The 15,289-nt window shown below is 69.4% G+C and carries 13 protein-coding genes; 11 read left to right on the forward strand and 2 right to left on the reverse strand.

From position 1 onward, the window contains the following. Positions 1-21: 21 nt before the first annotated feature. From AC5L3X_RS30030 to AC5L3X_RS30045, 4 genes are all read left to right on the forward strand, one after another. Positions 22-1,518: an aldehyde dehydrogenase gene (locus tag AC5L3X_RS30030; protein WP_494861414.1), complete on the forward strand. Its 1,497-nt coding sequence runs from the start codon at positions 22-24 to the stop codon at positions 1,516-1,518. A gap of 87 nt (positions 1,519-1,605) precedes the next feature. Beyond that, a complete protein-coding gene (locus AC5L3X_RS30035; protein WP_494861416.1) occupies positions 1,606-2,781 on the forward strand; it encodes an NAD(P)/FAD-dependent oxidoreductase in 1,176 nt (391 codons plus the stop codon). 61 nt (positions 2,782-2,842) lie between these two features. Then, positions 2,843-4,456, forward strand: coding sequence for a N,N-dimethylformamidase beta subunit family domain-containing protein (locus tag AC5L3X_RS30040; protein WP_494861418.1), 1,614 nt, complete (start codon positions 2,843-2,845; stop codon positions 4,454-4,456). Between the two features lie 172 nt (positions 4,457-4,628). Beyond that, positions 4,629-5,357, forward strand: a complete 729-nt coding sequence (locus tag AC5L3X_RS30045) for an aldolase/citrate lyase family protein (protein WP_494861420.1) — start codon at positions 4,629-4,631, stop codon at positions 5,355-5,357. Between the two features lie 141 nt (positions 5,358-5,498). On the opposite strand, the gene AC5L3X_RS30050 is transcribed toward AC5L3X_RS30045, so the two are convergent. Then, positions 5,499-7,073, reverse strand: coding sequence for an ABC-F family ATP-binding cassette domain-containing protein (locus tag AC5L3X_RS30050; protein WP_494861421.1), 1,575 nt, complete (start codon positions 7,071-7,073; stop codon positions 5,499-5,501). Between the two features lie 175 nt (positions 7,074-7,248). Between AC5L3X_RS30050 and AC5L3X_RS30055 the strand changes: the two genes are divergently transcribed. The 5 genes from AC5L3X_RS30055 (at position 7,249) to AC5L3X_RS30075 (ending at position 13,142) form a co-directional block, all read left to right on the forward strand. Beyond that, positions 7,249-8,667: a S28 family serine protease gene (locus AC5L3X_RS30055; RefSeq protein WP_494861422.1), complete on the forward strand. Its 1,419-nt coding sequence runs from the start codon at positions 7,249-7,251 to the stop codon at positions 8,665-8,667. A gap of 106 nt (positions 8,668-8,773) precedes the next feature. Continuing rightward, positions 8,774-9,436, forward strand: a complete 663-nt coding sequence (locus tag AC5L3X_RS30060; RefSeq protein WP_494861423.1) for a TetR/AcrR family transcriptional regulator — start codon at positions 8,774-8,776, stop codon at positions 9,434-9,436. Between the two features lie 69 nt (positions 9,437-9,505). Next, the gene (locus AC5L3X_RS30065) at positions 9,506-10,291 is read left to right on the forward strand and encodes a winged helix DNA-binding domain-containing protein (protein ID WP_494861425.1); all 786 of its coding nucleotides are present in this window, start codon (positions 9,506-9,508) and stop codon (positions 10,289-10,291) included. Positions 10,292-11,073: 782 nt separating this feature from the next. Further along, on the forward strand, positions 11,074-11,994 hold the full coding sequence (locus tag AC5L3X_RS30070) for a serine protein kinase RIO (RefSeq protein WP_494861427.1): 921 nt from the start codon (positions 11,074-11,076) through the stop codon (positions 11,992-11,994). A gap of 410 nt (positions 11,995-12,404) precedes the next feature. Next, positions 12,405-13,142: a dienelactone hydrolase family protein gene (locus AC5L3X_RS30075; protein ID WP_494861429.1), complete on the forward strand. Its 738-nt coding sequence runs from the start codon at positions 12,405-12,407 to the stop codon at positions 13,140-13,142. Between the two features lie 10 nt (positions 13,143-13,152). On the opposite strand, the gene AC5L3X_RS30080 is transcribed toward AC5L3X_RS30075, so the two are convergent. Beyond that, a complete protein-coding gene (locus tag AC5L3X_RS30080) occupies positions 13,153-13,326 on the reverse strand; it encodes a hypothetical protein (protein ID WP_494861430.1) in 174 nt (57 codons plus the stop codon). Between the two features lie 199 nt (positions 13,327-13,525). Between AC5L3X_RS30080 and AC5L3X_RS30085 the strand changes: the two genes are divergently transcribed. Beyond that, positions 13,526-14,527, forward strand: a complete 1,002-nt coding sequence (locus AC5L3X_RS30085) for an MDR family NADP-dependent oxidoreductase (protein WP_494861432.1) — start codon at positions 13,526-13,528, stop codon at positions 14,525-14,527. 18 nt (positions 14,528-14,545) lie between these two features. Beyond that, entirely contained in the window at positions 14,546-14,929 is a 384-nt protein-coding gene (locus AC5L3X_RS30090; RefSeq protein ID WP_494861434.1) for a MerR family transcriptional regulator, read from the forward strand. Positions 14,930-15,289: the final 360 nt, after the last annotated feature.

A 15,289-nucleotide genomic window follows, 5' to 3' on the forward strand; every position in this document is an offset into this window, starting at 1 on the left:
GCGACTTTGAGGAGGTGGACGGTGACCGAGAGAGCGTTTCCCCGCCATGACCATTACATCGCTGGATCGTGGCGCGCGCCGAACCGCGGCGACTACTTCGAGAGCGTGAACCCGACGACGGGTCGCGCTTGGTACTACGCCGCTCGTGGTGACGCCGTCGACGCGGACGCCGCCGTCCGGGCCGCCCACGCCGCGTTCCGCGACCCGGCGTGGCACGACGTCACACAGACCAGGCGAGGCGCGCTGCTGCGGCGGCTGGCGGAACTCATCGCCGAACACGGTGAGGATCTGGCCCGGACCGAGACGCTCGACAATGGCAAGCTGCTCACCGAGATGCGGGCGCAACTTGCCAGCCTGCCCGAGTACTTCCACTACTACGCCGGACTCGCCGACAAGATCCACGGTGAGACCATTCCAGGTTCGCACCGTGACATCCTCAACTACACCTTGCGCGAACCCCTGGGTGTCGTGGTCGCGATCACGCCATGGAACTCGCCACTGCTGCTCACGGCCACCAAGCTCGCTCCCGCTCTCGCCTCGGGTAACACCGTGGTGGTCAAGCCATCCGAGCACACGTCGGCCTCCCTGCTGCGGCTGGCACCGCTGTTCGCCGAAGCCGGGTTCCCGCCCGGCGTCGTCAACGTGGTGACCGGGCACGGCAACGAGGCCGGCAGGGCGCTGGTCGAGCATCCGCTGGTCGCCAAGGTGTCCTTCACCGGCAGCACCGAGACCGGGTCGGCGATCGCCGGCGACTGCGGGCGCCGCTTCGTGGGAACCACCCTTGAGCTGGGCGGTAAGTCACCCAACATCGTCTTCGCTGATGCCGACATCGACAACGCGTCCGTCGGCATCGTGGCGGGCATCTTCGCGGCGGCCGGCCAGACCTGTGTCGCGGGCAGCAGGGTATTCGCGCAACGCCCGGTCTACGACGAGATAGTCGCGCAGGTCCGGGCGCGCGCCCAGGCGATCCGGCTCGGGGACCCGCTGGATCCCACGACGCAACTCGGGCCGCTCGCGACCGCCGCTCAGCGCGGCCGGGTGGAGGAATACGTCGCGCTCGGCGTCGCCGAGGGAGCTCGCGTGGTCACCGGCGGAGCTCGAGCGTCGGTGGACGGCCTCGACGGGTTCTTCTTCGAGCCGACCGTCTTCGTCGACGCCGACAACGGCATGCGTGTGTGCCAGGAGGAGATCTTCGGACCGGTCGTGGCGATCATGCCGTTCGACACCGAGGACGAGGTGCTCGCCCTGGCGAACGACACGAGTTTCGGCCTGGCGGCCGGAGTGTGGACCCGCGACCTGGCTCGCGCTCATCGGGTCGCGTCGCGGCTGGCGGCCGGCACGGTGTGGGTCAACACCTATCGGTCGACGTCGCCGATGTCCCCACGGTCGGGCTTCAAGAACAGCGGCATGGGAATCGAGCAGGGCACGCACGCGATCGGCGAGTACACCCGGCTCAAGAGTGTCTGGATCAACACCGGCGAAGGTCCGGCGGACGACCCGTTCGTGCTCCGCTCCTGACTGGTTCAGGCGTCCATACTCTGCTAATATACTAATCGAGTACCACCAGTATACTACTGAGATCGACTACCTGATCGGAGTTGGCAAATGGTGGAATACGGGAACCCTGACGTCGTGATCGTCGGCGCCGGGGCAGTTGGCACCTCGTGTGCCTTTCATCTGGCGGCAGCGGGGATGCGGGTCATGGTCCTCGAGCAGGATCGGGTGGCCTCCGGGTCCTCGACCTGCGCGACTGGAGCGATGTACTCCATCTCCGCCGACTTCAATGACGCGGACTACCTACGCTGGGGCGTGCAGGGGCACTACTCGACGAAGGAGATCGTTCCCGTTCTCGAGGACCTCTCGGGAATCACCACGGGCTTCCAGTGCCGCCCGGCTCTCCGGCTGGCGATCGACGACGAGGAAGAGACGCAGGTCCGGGCCGACCTGACCTGGCAGTCGGAGGTCATGAACACCCGGTGGCTGACGCCGGACGAAGTGCGGTCGATCGAGCCTCGGATCAGTGGCGAGGTCCGCGGTGCCGCCCTGGAGCCGGAGGCGATCCAGGTCCCGGCGGACGTTCTGTCGCAGGCTTTCATGCGATCGGCCGAGCGATTCGGCGCGACGTTCGTTCCCGGAGTGGCGACGGGCCTCGAGTGGAGCGGCGACCGAGTGACGGGCGTACGTCACAGCCAGGGGACGATCTCCTGCGACAACGTCGTCCTTGCGATGGGCGCCTCGGCGGCCGTCGCGTCGAACTGGTTCGACTACCAGGTGCCGGTCCGGCCGCTTCGGGGCGAGCGGTTGATGCTGCGCTGGCCGTCCCCGCCGCTGCAGGTGCTGCTCTCGACTCCTCGTCGTGGTCATCTCATCAGCCGCCTGGACGGCTACCTCAGCATCGGGAGCACGGGCGGCCGCGACTTCGATGATCGCGACAACTGGATCGTCGACCAGGGCGCCGCGATCGCCGAACCGCATCCAGCGCCGACCCCCGAGGCGCGCGCCGAACTCCTGGCACGGGCGATCGAAGTTCTGCCCACCATCGAGTTCGCCACGGTCGGACAGCAGATCACGGGTATTCGGCCGCTCTCGCGCGACGCCAGGCCGATCATCGGCCCGGTGCCGGGTCGCGAAGGCGTGTTCCTGGCCACCGGTCACACCCACCGCGGCATCCACCTGGCCGCGGTGACCGGCGAGTTGATCCGCGACCTCGTCGTCCATGGGCGATGGCTGCGGACATCCTGTGACGCGAGCCTCCTCGATCCCGCCCGGTTCCTCTCATAATCGCGTGCACCGCCCGTCCTTGACCGGACGGGCGGTGACGGCGACGAATGGAAGGTAGAAGATGCAATCTCCAGGCAACATGCTTCGCGCCGCGGTCGAGGGCTACGCGGGCGGGCGAAGCTACGCACCGGGCGAGACGCTCACCGTCCACTGCACCGCCGATGTGCCCTCCTTCGACATCGAGATCGCCCGCTGCGGACGCACGCGTGAGGTCGTGTGGACGGCCGAGGGGATCGAGGGACACCAGCGTGAGATCCCCGCGGACGTGGGCGCGCGGGGATGCGGCTGGCCGTCCTCCTTCGAACTCGTGCTGCCGCCGGATTGGCGGCCCGGCTACTACGAGGTGTCGTTCGCGTGGCCGGGCAAGGACGATCGCGAGCTCAACCTGCCGGCGTTCTTCGTCTTGCGCAGCTCGCCCGAGCGTCCGCGCCCACCGATCCTGCTCTTGCTCACCGACACCACGTACAACGCGTACAACGACTGGAACCACAGCCGGAGTCTTTACACGGGCGGTTCGCACGTTTCGTTCGAGCGGCCGTTCGCACCCGGCTTCCTGACGCGTCCACCTGACCTGCGACTGCGGGCGGCGACGGCGATGGGCACCTTCGACCCGGCGTTCCGTACGCAACGCGCGACGGTCGACGCGCATCGCCTGTCCGGGTGGTGTTACGGGGCCGGCTTCTACCAGTGGGAGCGGCCATTCGTCACCTGGGCAGAGGAAGAGGGGATCGAGCTCGACTTCGCGGTGAGCTCGGACCTGGAGTTCCGGCCCGAGGTGCTCGACGGCCGGCAGTTGGTGGTGAGCGTCGGCCATGACGAGTACTGGTCATGGGCCATGCGCGACTCCATGGAGGAGTTCATCACCGGCGGCGGCAACGTCATGTTCCTGACCGGCAACGCCGTCTTCTGGCAGGTGCGTTTCGAGGATGAAGGTCGCGTGATGGTCTCGTACAAGTACGCGGCACCACGAGAGGACCCGCTTCGCGGTACCGAACGGCAGAGCGGCATGTGGTCGGACAGCGTCGTGGGGCGGCCCGAGAACCAGCTCACCGGCGTCAGCTTCACCCATGGTGGCTATGTGCGCGCAGGCCACGGCGTCGCGCGTGGGCCAGGCGGCTACCTCGTCTGGCGGCCGGACCACTGGATCTTCGAGGGCACAGACGTCCGCTACGGCGACTTGATCGGCGCCGAGTACGGCGTGATCGGGTACGAGGCCGACGGCTGTGAGCTCACCTACGGTGAGGACGGGCTGCCGGTGCCGACGCACCGCGACGGCACGCCCGAGAGCTTTGAGATCCTCGCGACGTCGCCGGCGCGCCTCTGGGCGAATGAGGATCTGCCGCCTACGAACTCGGGGGTCGACGGCGACCTGTCCGACCTGGGATACACGCAGTGGCGCGTGTTCGGCGTCGATCCACGCGTCACCCCGGAGTCGGAGATGGAGCCGCGAGTACGTGCGATCGGGCATGGAAACGCCGTCATGGGCATGTACACGCGCGGCGGCACGGTCTTCACATCCGGCTGCACCGACTGGGGCCACGGCATCGAGGGCCGCGACCCGATCATCGTCGCCATCACTCGCAACCTGATGACGCGGTTGGGTGGAGCGTCTCGTCGGCCCGGCGCCGAGGACGGTGCCGGCGAGGCTCGTGCGCCATCAGCCGAGGCGGGCTGAGGGTGGCTCAGTCGCGGGCCGATCGGCCGCGGCATTACCGAGAGCGATGCTGGTCACTATCAGCGATCAGGAATGGAGATGGTGCGAAAAATGGATTTCTCAACGGGGATGAGTTCTTTGAGTCTCGTGACCGGCGCGCGGCACGGCTGGCCGGGTACCGGAGCGTCCGACAATGGCTGAGGTCGTGAACGAGGTCCGCTCCCGCCAGTTGGGCTTACTGACTTCGTCCTCTGACCCGATTCTGATCGATTCGGTTGCCGAGGCTGGAATGGACTTTCTGTGGCTTGACGCAGAGTACACCGGTCTGTCCGCCATCGCGGCTAGCCACGTCGTGCACCGGCTCTCCGGGCGCGGCGTGAGCACCCTGATCCGTGTTCCGGCGATCGATCCGGACTCGCTTGTCACGTTCGCGAACATGGGCTTCGACGAGATCGTATTGCCCCGCGTTCGCACCGTAGAAGAGATAAAACGCGCATGGGCGTGCCTGACCTATCCCCCTCGGGGAGAACGACCTCGGCAGGTCATACCGGCCAGCGCGTGGGGCGCGAGATACGACAGGCAGCCCCAGATCAGCATGATCGTGGAAACGTTGGACGCGGCGCGGGCCCTGCCTCAGATTATTGCCACTGACCATCTCTCAAGCTATTGGATTGGCCACAAGGATCTGTTCGATGACTATGTCCGCGAGTTCGGCGACAAGGCGGGATTCGAGGACTTCGTCCGAGAAATAGTTGAGACTTTCCGCCAATCTGGAGTCAGCTTCGGCTGGGGAGTGCCCGAACCGTCCGACGTCGAATCGGTGTGGACAGCCGGTGCCACGCGGTGCGCTTGGTATTGGGATCTGCACCTACCTCGCCACCTCGCACGGTCAGCCGCCTCCCGCCTTGAACGTCGCCAGTAGGGCCACCGCCATTCGTCGCATGACCAGTGCGGACGCGGGATGGGTCAATGCGATCTTGTGATCGGAAGCAGGTCTGACGACGGCAGCCGCTCGTGATCACGTCTGTATGACGTGATCACGAGCGGCTGCCGCTGCGGCGGCTCAGCGGTCCCAGCGGGGCTCGGCGCTCTCGAGCACCCGCCCGTCCGCCGTGAAGATCAGGTAGCGGTCGAAGTCCGCGGCGAACCAGCGGTCGTGGGTGACCGCCAGCACGGTGCCCTCGAAGGCGGCCAGCCCCTGCTGCAAGGCCTCCGCGCTGGCCAGGTCGAGGTTGTCGGTGGGCTCGTCGAGCAGCAGCAGGGTCGCGCCGGACAGCTCCAGCAGCAGGATCTGCAGCCGAGCCTGCTGCCCGCCCGACAGCGTCTCGAAGCGCTGGCCTCCGGCGGGCGCGAGCTCGTAGCGGGCCAGCGCGGCCATGGCGTCGTCGCGGGCCAGCCGGTGCTCGGTCATGACGATCTCGGTGACCGTACGGCCGTGCAGGTCAGGGCGGGTGTGGGTCTGGGCGAACAGGCCCGCCGAGACGCGGGCGCCCAGCCGGGCCAGCCCGGTGTGCTCGATCGGCTCCCCGGCCAGCAGGCGCAGGAAGTGCGTCTTGCCGGTGCCGTTGAGGCCGAGGACCGCGACCCGCTCGCCGTACCAGATCTCGGTGTCGAAGGCGTCCAGCAGGCCCGTGAGCCGCAGCCGCTCGCACGTGACGGCGCGCTTGCCGGTGCGGCCGCCGCGCAGCCGGATGCGGATGTTCTGCCGGCGGGGGACCCGCTCGGGCGGACCGGCCCGCTCGAACCTGTCGAGCCGGGTGAGCGCCGCCTGGTAGGCCGTGGCCAGCGCGTCGTTGCCCTTGGCGCGCTGGCGCAGCACGTGCACGAGGTCGCGCAGCCTGGCGTGCTCGTCGTCCCAGCGGCGGCGCAGCTCCTCCAGCCGGCGCACCCGGTCCTGCCGTGCCTGCCCGTAGCCGGCGAAGCCGCCGCCGTGCACCCACACGCCGCGCGACTCGACCGTCACGATCCGGTCGGCCGTCTCGGCGAGCAGCCTGCGGTCGTGGGAGACCAGCAGCACGGTCTTGGCGCTGGCCCGCAGCTCGCCTTCCAGCCACTGCTTGGCCGGCACGTCCAGGAAGTTGTCCGGCTCGTCGAGCAGCAGCACCCGGTCGGGCCCGCGCAGCAGCGCGCGCAGCATGAGCCGCTTCTGCTCGCCCCCCGACAGCGTGCCCAGCGGCCGGCGCCTGACCTGCTCGTACGGCAGGCCGAGCGCCTGCGTGGCGCACACGTCCCACACCACCTCCAGCTCGTAGCCGCCGGTGTCGGCGTAGTCGCTGAGGGCCTGCGCGTAGGCGAGCTGGGCCGGCTCGTCGTCACGCTCGCCGATCGCCGCCTCGGCCCGGGCCAGTGCGGCGGCGGCCCGCCTGACCGGGCCCGGCGCGACGGCCAGCAGCAGGTCGGCGACCGTGCCCGGGCCCAGGAACTGCCGCATCACGCCGATCCCGCCGGACACGGCCACCCGCCCCGAGGCGGGCTCCAGCTCTCCGGCGATCAGTCGCAGCAGGGTGGTCTTGCCCGCGCCGTTCGGCCCGACCAGCGCCGCCTTGCCGCCCTCGCCGACCCGGAACGACACCCGGTCCAGCAGCGGCCGCCCGTCAGGCAGCAGGTACGTCAACTCACTGACCTCGATGTGGCTCATTGTTCTAGTACTAGACCATCGATCCGGATCTCGTACAACGTTTTTCGGCGCATCGTCGTGATGGCGGCCCGGCACGTTCCGTGATCTTCCGGGGGTCGCGTCAGAACTACCAGATCGGTATAAGTGGGACATCTGACTGGTATCACGATCACCCTGACGCACCACCAGGAGAACCATGTCCACGCGCACCCGGCTGCTCCCGGCCGCCCTCGCCCTCGCGTTACTCACCACCGGCGCCGTCGCCCAACCGGCCTCGGCCGCCGCACCCCTCACCGCCTCCGCGACAACGGCCGACGACGCCCTGCTGGCCAAGCTCACCGCCATCCCCGGCCTGACCGTCGTCTCCGAGACCCAGCCGAGCGGCTTCCGCTTCTTCGTCCTCACCCTCACCCAGCCGGTGGACCACCGCCACCCCGGCAAGGGCACGTACCAGCAGCGCTTCACCCTGCTGCACCGCTCCGACGACGCTCCCGTGGTGCTCTACACCAGCGGCTACGGCCTGCCCGTCAACCCGAGCGCCTCCCAGACCGAGCCGACCCGGCTGCTCGGCGCCAACCAGGTCTCGGTCGAGCACCGGTTCTTCCGCAGCTCACGCCCGGACCCGGCCGACTGGTCCAAGCTCGACATCTGGCAGGAGGCCAGCGACGAGCACCGCATCGTCCAGGCCCTCAAAACCGTCTACAACGGCAAGTGGATCCAGACCGGCGCCAGCAAGGGCGGCATGACCTCGGTCTACCATCGCCGCTTCTACCCCGGCGACGTGGACGGCGTGGTCGCCTACGTCGCGCCGAACGACCGGGTCAACCCCGCCGACCGCGCCTACGACGAGTTCTTCGCGAACGTGGGCGACGCCGCCTGCCGCACCGTGCTGGACAACGTGCAGAAGGAGGCGCTCAAGCGGCGCGACAGGCTGGTGCCCAGGTTCGAGGCCGAGGCCGCGCAGAACGGCTACACCTTCACCAGGTCGCTCGGCACCGCCGACCGGTCGTTCGAGATGACCGTCCTCGACTCGGTGTGGGCCTTCTGGCAGTACTCCAGCGAGAGCGACTGCGCGGACGTGCCGCCCGCCACGGCCACCGACGACGAGATCTATGACTGGATCGACACCGTCGCCGGATTCTCCTTCTACACCGACCAGGGCATGGACTACTACGTCCCCTACTACCGCCAGGCGGCCGCCCAGCTCGGCTGGCCCGAGCTCACGTTCAAGCACCTGCGCGGCCTGACCCGCTACCCCGGGCTCTACCAGCCCAACTCCGTCCTCCCCGCCGCGCTGCGCACCTTCCACGACCCGCGCCCGATGCTGGACGTCGACCACTGGGTGAGCAAGCAGTCCAGCCGGATGATGTTCGTCTACGGCCAGAACGACCCGTGGAGCGCGGAGCAGTTCACGCCCAGCCGCAACGACTCCTACCTGTACGTCGCCCCCGGCGCCAACCACGGGGCGAACATCTCCCGCCTGCCCGAGGCCGAGCGTCAGGCGGCCACCGACACCCTGCTGCGCTGGGCCGGAGTGACCGGCGCCCAGGCGAACCAGCGCAGCGCGCCCTCCATCCCCGACGACGACATGCTGCCCGACCGTCACACCTTCTGATCCGCCCGATCCGCCCGATCCGCCCGATCGGCCTGATCGGCCTGATCGCTGCCTGACGGCCGTGTACCGGATCACCGATCCGGTACACGGTCGTAGGATCGGGCGCATGGCTGGCGAAAGCGTGTGGCTGCGACCGCGAAAACAGGAGCGCCAGACGCTCACCCTCGACCGGATCGTCACCGAGGCCGTGGCCCTGCTCGACACCGAAGGCGAGGCGCGGCTGACGATGCGGCGCCTCGCCGAACGGCTCGACACCGGCTCCACCACCCTCTACTGGCACGTCAAGACCAAGGACGACGTGCTCGACCTGGCACTCGACGCGGTGTTCGGCGAGGTGCCCCTGCCCTCTGGGCCGGCTGGGGCGGCGGGGCCGGGCGGCTGGCGGGCTCGGGTGAGCGAGCTGGCCGGCGCCTGGCGGGCCGCGATGCTCCGCCACCCGTGGTCCACCGGGCTGCTCGACCGCCCGATGATGGGTCCCAACGCGCTCAGCCGCACCGAGTTTCTCTACGCCACGCTGGCCGGAGCCGGATTCACCGGGCCCGACCTGCCCGCTGCCGCCTTCAGCCTGTCCACGTACGTCACCGGCTCGGCCACGATGCAGACCCGCGAGCGCGACGCCACCGACGCCGCGATGCGCGACCATCTCCGCGCCCGGCACGCCGCCTACCCGACTCTGGCCGCCCACGGCCTCGACCACGACTGGGACGAGACCTTCGCCCGCGGCCTCGGCTACCTGCTCGACGGTATGACCTCCAGGAATGGCCAGTGATCACCCGTCAAGCCCTCAACCGGGCCACCCTGGCCCGCCAGCTGCTGCTCCAGCCACACCATGCCCGCCGTGCAGGCCGTCGAGCGCCTCGTGGGGCTGCAGGCGCAGGCGCCGTTCCCGCCGTACTTCGGGCTGTGGTCGCGGCTTTCGTTCCTCGCCGAGGGGCCGCTGACCGCCGCCAAGCTGGGCGAGCGGCTGGCCCCGCTCTTCCCCGGCGTCGCCTCCGGTGACCTGTCACAGGCGGTGCGGTTGCTGATGCCGCTGGTGCAGGTGCCGCCGCGCGCCGTGTGGGGCAAGTCCGGGCAGACCGCGTACGCCGGCCTTGAGTCGTGGCTGGGGCGCGAGCCGCATCCCGAACCGTCGATGTCGCGGCTGGTGCTGCGCTACCTGGCCGCCTTCGGGCCCGCCACCGTCGCCGACGTGCAGGCCTGGTCGGGGCTGACCGGGTTGCGCGAGGTCGTCACGCGGCTGCGGCCGCAGCTGGTCACCCTGGAGGACGAGCACGGGCGGGAGCTGTACGACCTGCCCGAGGCGCCTCGGCCCGACGCCTCCGTGCCCGCGCCGGTGCGGCTGCTCGCGCCGTTCGACAATCTGCTGCTCAGTCACGCCGACCGTTCGCGCGTCATCTCCGACGCGCACCGCAAACGGGTCATCACCGTCAACGGGCAGGTGCTCGGGACCGTGCTGGTCGACGGGTTCGTCCAGGGGGTCTGGAAGCGGGACAAACAGGTGGTGTCCGTCGAGCCGTTCTCCGCGTGGTCCGCCTCCCAGCAGGAGGAGGTCCGGGCCGAGGCCTTCGCGCTGCTGGCCTTCGCCGAGCCCGGCGGGGCTCGGCACGACGTTCGGTTCGTCTAGGCCGGCGTTCGGGGCCCGCTTCTCCGGCTTTCCGTGGGATGTCCGGCCGTGTGGTGGAGGCCGCGGAGGCGGGTGGGCGTTCCGGCCGACCGCGATTGCCCGGGGTCTGGTGATTTTCGCCTTCGGCCTTACTTCGGGCGCGGGGGTAACTGGCACGGTCTTAAGTCGGCCGGAACGCCCACCCGCCTCCGCTCTACGGCCCCCGCTGTCCTGTCGACCCGCCGCAGAACGGGCCGGGCTTCGTCGCCTGTCTTCTCGCCGATGCTGAAGCTCCTGCTTGCGGCTTCTTTGTGCCTGCTCGCCGTAGCTGAAGCCCGAACTTTCCGGCACAGTGCGGGCCGGGCTCCGAAGTCCGCCCTGCCCTGGTTCGGCCTCCCGCCGCTGACCCCGAGTTCCGGCTGGTTCCGACGCCGTGGGTCTGGGCGCGGACGGCCTGCCGGGTCGTGCGCTAGGGCGTGCCGGTGAGTCTGCCCAGCACCGCGAACACCTGCTGGGGTGTCGCGGGAGCGGGTCGCGGGCAGCTTGTGTGCGACGGCCGTCGAGGAGGAAGGCGGCACTGCGGCGCCAGGCGTCGGCTCCGAGATAGCGGCAGGAGCTCCGGCTGAGCCCGACCGCGCGGTCCCAGTTCCGGTAAATACGTTGCGGGGTCCGGAACGGGCGGGCACGCTGGGTTGATCGAGCGGCGGCGAACGCTGCCTGGACTAAGGAGGGCTGACGGATGGTCATCACTGTGCTGCGGCATGTCCGCATCAGTCCCACCTCTTTGTTCAGGAGCACACCCGTTGTCTTCCGAGTACGAACTCTCTGACACCTACTCCGGCCTCGACTCCCGCCGGTCCGAATTCACCGGTGACGAGCCCCGGCCAGATCCGGCCGGCGCCTTCGTCTTCAAGTTCCATTCGGTCGACGAGGAGCTGGGCCCGGATCAGCGGTGGTCCACCTGGCTGGACGTCGAGCGCGGCTCTCGCGGCCCGAAACCACGCCCCTCGTGGGTTGTGACGGACCAGGCTGCGATCGACACCGAGCTCGGCGTCCTCAAAACCGGCAAGGAAGCCGACGTCTTCCTGCTCGAACGGGCCGTCGAAGCCATCGGCGACAACCCGGCGAAGTCCTCGCTGCTGGCCGCGAAACGGTACCGCACCGAGGAACACCGGTCCTTCCACCGCAGTACGTCGTACGTCGAAGGCCGCCGTACCCGCAACAGCCGCGACAGCCGGGCGATGGCGAAGAAGACCTCGCACGGCCGCAGTGTCGCGGCCGGTCAGTGGGCGTACGCCGAATGGGACGCCCTCAACCGGTTGTGGGAGGCCGGCGTCCCGGTGCCGTATCCCGTGCAGGTGGACGGCACCGAGCTGCTGATGGAGTTCATCGACGATGGCGAGGGCGGTGCCGCGCCCCGGCTCGCCCAGGTCCGGCCGTCGAAGGAGCTGCTCGGTGTGTACTTCGAGCAGCTCCGCAACGGCATGCGTGAACTGGCCCGCGCGGGGCTCGCGCACGGCGACCTCTCGCCGTACAACGTCCTCGCGCAGGCCGAGCGGATCGTGATGATCGACCTGCCTCAGGTCGTCGACATCGTCGGCAACCCGAAGGGCATGGACTTCCTGATGCGCGACTGCCACAACATGGCCATGTGGTTCACGAACCGCGGGCTTGAGATCGACGAACAGGAGCTGTTCGCCGACCTGATCACGATGGTGTTCTGATCGCCTTCTGCAGAACGCGGTCCCTCAGCCGATGCTGGGCCGAGATGCCACCCCGGCCAGGAGTCCAGCTGGACTCCTGGCTGGATCACCCTGCTCCCGGTGAACTGATCAGCGCCTGGAGGCCGCCGGCTTCGCCACGCTGCGATCACCGCACAGGCCCGAAGCCCTTAACGACACGGCCTGGCCTTGGCCTTTAGGCGAGTGGCTGCGTGGCATCCGGCCACGGAGCCTCCGCGAAAACCCGTTGGCCGACCACGGCGACCACTGCTACATTTCCGGAGGCCGTGCGAGAGACCGAGGAGGTGGTACCCGTGAACGCAGTATCGACATGGGTGCTCCCCTCTGGGGTCACGGTCGGGCGATAGGTCGTCCGGGAGCGCCGTTCAAGAGCACTCCCGAAAGGCACGACCGTGCGATTCACTTCTGAACAGCGCCTCGACGACGGCGTCCTCGAGCGCGAATTCACCCTCGGCGAGATCCCCGGCATCCTGTGGGCGCCCGCAGCCGCAGCCGCATCCGCGCCGGCGCCGCTGATCCTGGTCGGCCACCCCGGCGGACTGCACAAGATGTACCCCCGGCTCGTGACCCGGGCCCGGCACTCCGCGGCGGAGGGCTTCGCCACGGCCACCATCGAGCTCCCCGGGGGCGGTGACCGGCCCCGTTTCGCCGCCGCAGAGGAGGCCCGCGCCGACCTGCACCGGGCGCTGGAGGCCGGCGAGCCGGTCGACGACGAGGTCGTCGACCGGCTCGTCCTCCCGCTGGTCGAAAAGGCGGTCCCGGAATGGCGGGCCACCCTGGACGCCCTCCTTTCGCTGCCCGAGATCGGCGGCCCGGTCGGGTACGCGGGAGGGGTGCTCGCCATCGGCCTCCGGCTGGCGGTGGTCGAGCCGCGCATCTCGGCCGCCCTTCTGTTCGCCGGAAGTTTCGTGCCCCGCGCCATGTTCGAGGAGGCCCGGCAGGTCACCATTCCGCTGCAGGTCCTGCTGCAGTGGGACGACGAAGGGAACGACCGGCAGCTGGCCCTGGACCTGTTCGACGCCTTCGGCTCCAAGGAGAAGACGCTGCACGCCAATATGGGCGGGCACACCGGCGTCCCGCAGTTCGAGGGGGACGCCGGGAACCGGTTCTTCGCCCGGCACCTGAAGTGAGGCCGGGCCGTCAGGCCGGCAGCAGACGATAGGAGCTGTCGGCCAGGATGCCGCTCATCGAGGACAGGTCCCGGCCCTCCTCGATGACGGTGGCCAGCAGATGCACAACCGCCCCGACCGCGGCGGTACCGGCCATCGGCGGTACCGGCCGGTCGGGGCGGCGCTCGGCCACCAGCGCCTCCATCGGCTGGGCCCACGCCGTGCGGCACTCGGCCCTGGGTTCCCCCGCGGGCGATCCTGGAGGCAGGCGGACGCCTTCGTCACCCGTGCCGGTATGCGCGGTCGCCCTCCGGGTTGCCCTTGACGTGCGGGTCAGGAGTTAAGGTCGCGAGGCCCTTTCTCGCCGTACATCCAAGGAGCGTAACGTGCCGTCCCTTCCGCACATGTCACGAGAAGTCCAGCTCGCTGCTGTACCCGATGGACTGCCCAGGCCCGAGCATTTCGTGCTCGCCGAGGTTCCGCTGCCGACGCCGGACGATGGCCAGGTGCTGGTCCGCAATCGCTTCTTCCATGTCTTCGCCGCGCTCCGCACGTTGATCGGCGGGAGTGCGGAGGACGCACCCGTGCCGCCGCTGCGCCCCGGCGACACGCTGCTCGGCCCCGCGATCGGACAGGTCGTGTCGGCTCCCGGCGAGAGCGGGCTGCGGGCGGGCGACCTGATCTCCCATTGGCTGGGCTGGCGCGAGTACGCCATCGTGCCGGTCGATCAGGTCACGCCGCTGGGCGACGCGCTGCCCGACCCCGTCGCGCACCTGAGCCAGGGCGGGTTCGCCTACGCGGCGCTGACCAGGGATGCGGAGGTCAGGCCAGGGGACACGGTGTTCGTCTCGGGCGCGGCCGGCGGCGTCGGATCGCTGGCAGGGCAGATCGCCCGGCTGCTCGGCGCCGGCCGGGTGATCGGCAGCACCGGCTCACAGGACAAGGCCGACCGGCTGGTCCGTGAGCTCGGATACGACGCGACGGTGATCCGCGGCGCGGCGCCGATCGAGGAGCAGTTGGCGAAGGCCGCCCCGGGCGGCATCGACGTCTACGTGGACAACGTCGGCGGCGACCAGCTTCAGGTGGCGGCGGTCGCGGCCCGGCCCGGAGCCCGGTTCGTCCTGATCGGCGCACTGTCTGGGCAGATGTCACCTCAGGGAACGGGCGGGGCGGCGCCCGTCGAACTCGACACCTACCAGCTCATCCTGAAGCGGATCTCGATCCGGGCCTTTCAGGGCTTCGACGAGCAGGTGCGATCCCGGTGGCTCGAACGCTTCGGCGGCTGGTTGCGCACCGGCGACATCACCTTCCCCTACGTCCGGGTCTCGGGCATCGATCACGCGCCACGTGCGTTGCAGGAGATGATCGAGGGACGGCATTTCGGGACCGTCATCGTCGAACTGTAGGGGCTCACAGGAGGACTGATGCGCATCGGCGACGCGGCGGCCGCGGCGGGCACCACGCCCCGGGCACTGCGGTTCTACGAACAGCGCGGACTGCTGAGTCCGCCCCCGCGCACCACGAACGGGCAGCGCGAGTATGGGCCGCGTGAAGTGGCCCGGGTGCGTATCATCCGCGAACTGCTGTCGCTGGGGCTGACCGTCGAGGACGTCCGTAGTTGCGCCGATCGCCTTCACCTGCTGGACGGCGACACGCTTCCGCCACGCGCCGGCCCCGGCTGCTCCATGGCGAGCGGCGTGGTGGAGCGCAGGCTCGCCGCCCTCGACGCGGAGATCGCCCGCCTGTCCCGACTGCGCGAACAACTCTCCGCACGGGCCGGGGTGGAGGAGGGCACGAAGACCGCATGACAGGGATGATCCGGTCCAGGATCACCCTCACGTTGGGCGAGAACATGCAGGACGGCACGCCGTACCTTCAAGGTGGCGATCTCCGCGTCGAGGGCTTTGACGTGTGTCCACGCCAGCCCTCTCAGCGTGGCCCGCCTGTCCAGGAATGGCTCGAATCTGCACCTTCCACCCACTGGAACCTCAAGCGCTGCGCCCGAATTCTTGGCATGAAGCGTCAAGGCCCGGAGATGCGCCATAGTTCGTACCGATCGGTTCGATCTTTGGAGTGTCATGCCGGATCTTTACGCCTCACCACCAGTCCGGAACGCCTCGGACGCGCGGGACGCGACACCCCACGGCGACGCCGCCGCCGAGAGATCG

This window comes from Nonomuraea sp. CX421, assembly GCF_059358955.1.

What these genes read in the sequence shown, in the direction of transcription:
- AC5L3X_RS30035 (WP_494861416.1), top strand. Translation starts at nt 1,606, where the DNA reads ATGGTGGAATACGGGAACCCTGACGTCGTGATCGTCGGCGCCGGGGCA.
- AC5L3X_RS30060 (WP_494861423.1), top strand. Translation starts at nt 8,774, where the DNA reads ATGGCTGGCGAAAGCGTGTGGCTGCGACCGCGAAAACAGGAGCGCCAG.
- AC5L3X_RS30090 (WP_494861434.1), top strand. Translation starts at nt 14,546, where the DNA reads ATGCGCATCGGCGACGCGGCGGCCGCGGCGGGCACCACGCCCCGGGCA.
- AC5L3X_RS30080 (WP_494861430.1), bottom strand. Translation starts at nt 13,326, where the DNA reads ATGGAGGCGCTGGTGGCCGAGCGCCGCCCCGACCGGCCGGTACCGCCG.
- AC5L3X_RS30055 (WP_494861422.1), top strand. Translation starts at nt 7,249, where the DNA reads ATGTCCACGCGCACCCGGCTGCTCCCGGCCGCCCTCGCCCTCGCGTTA.
- AC5L3X_RS30045 (WP_494861420.1), top strand. Translation starts at nt 4,629, where the DNA reads ATGGCTGAGGTCGTGAACGAGGTCCGCTCCCGCCAGTTGGGCTTACTG.
- AC5L3X_RS30085 (WP_494861432.1), top strand. Translation starts at nt 13,526, where the DNA reads ATGTCACGAGAAGTCCAGCTCGCTGCTGTACCCGATGGACTGCCCAGG.
- AC5L3X_RS30050 (WP_494861421.1), bottom strand. Translation starts at nt 7,073, where the DNA reads ATGAGCCACATCGAGGTCAGTGAGTTGACGTACCTGCTGCCTGACGGG.
- AC5L3X_RS30040 (WP_494861418.1), top strand. Translation starts at nt 2,843, where the DNA reads ATGCAATCTCCAGGCAACATGCTTCGCGCCGCGGTCGAGGGCTACGCG.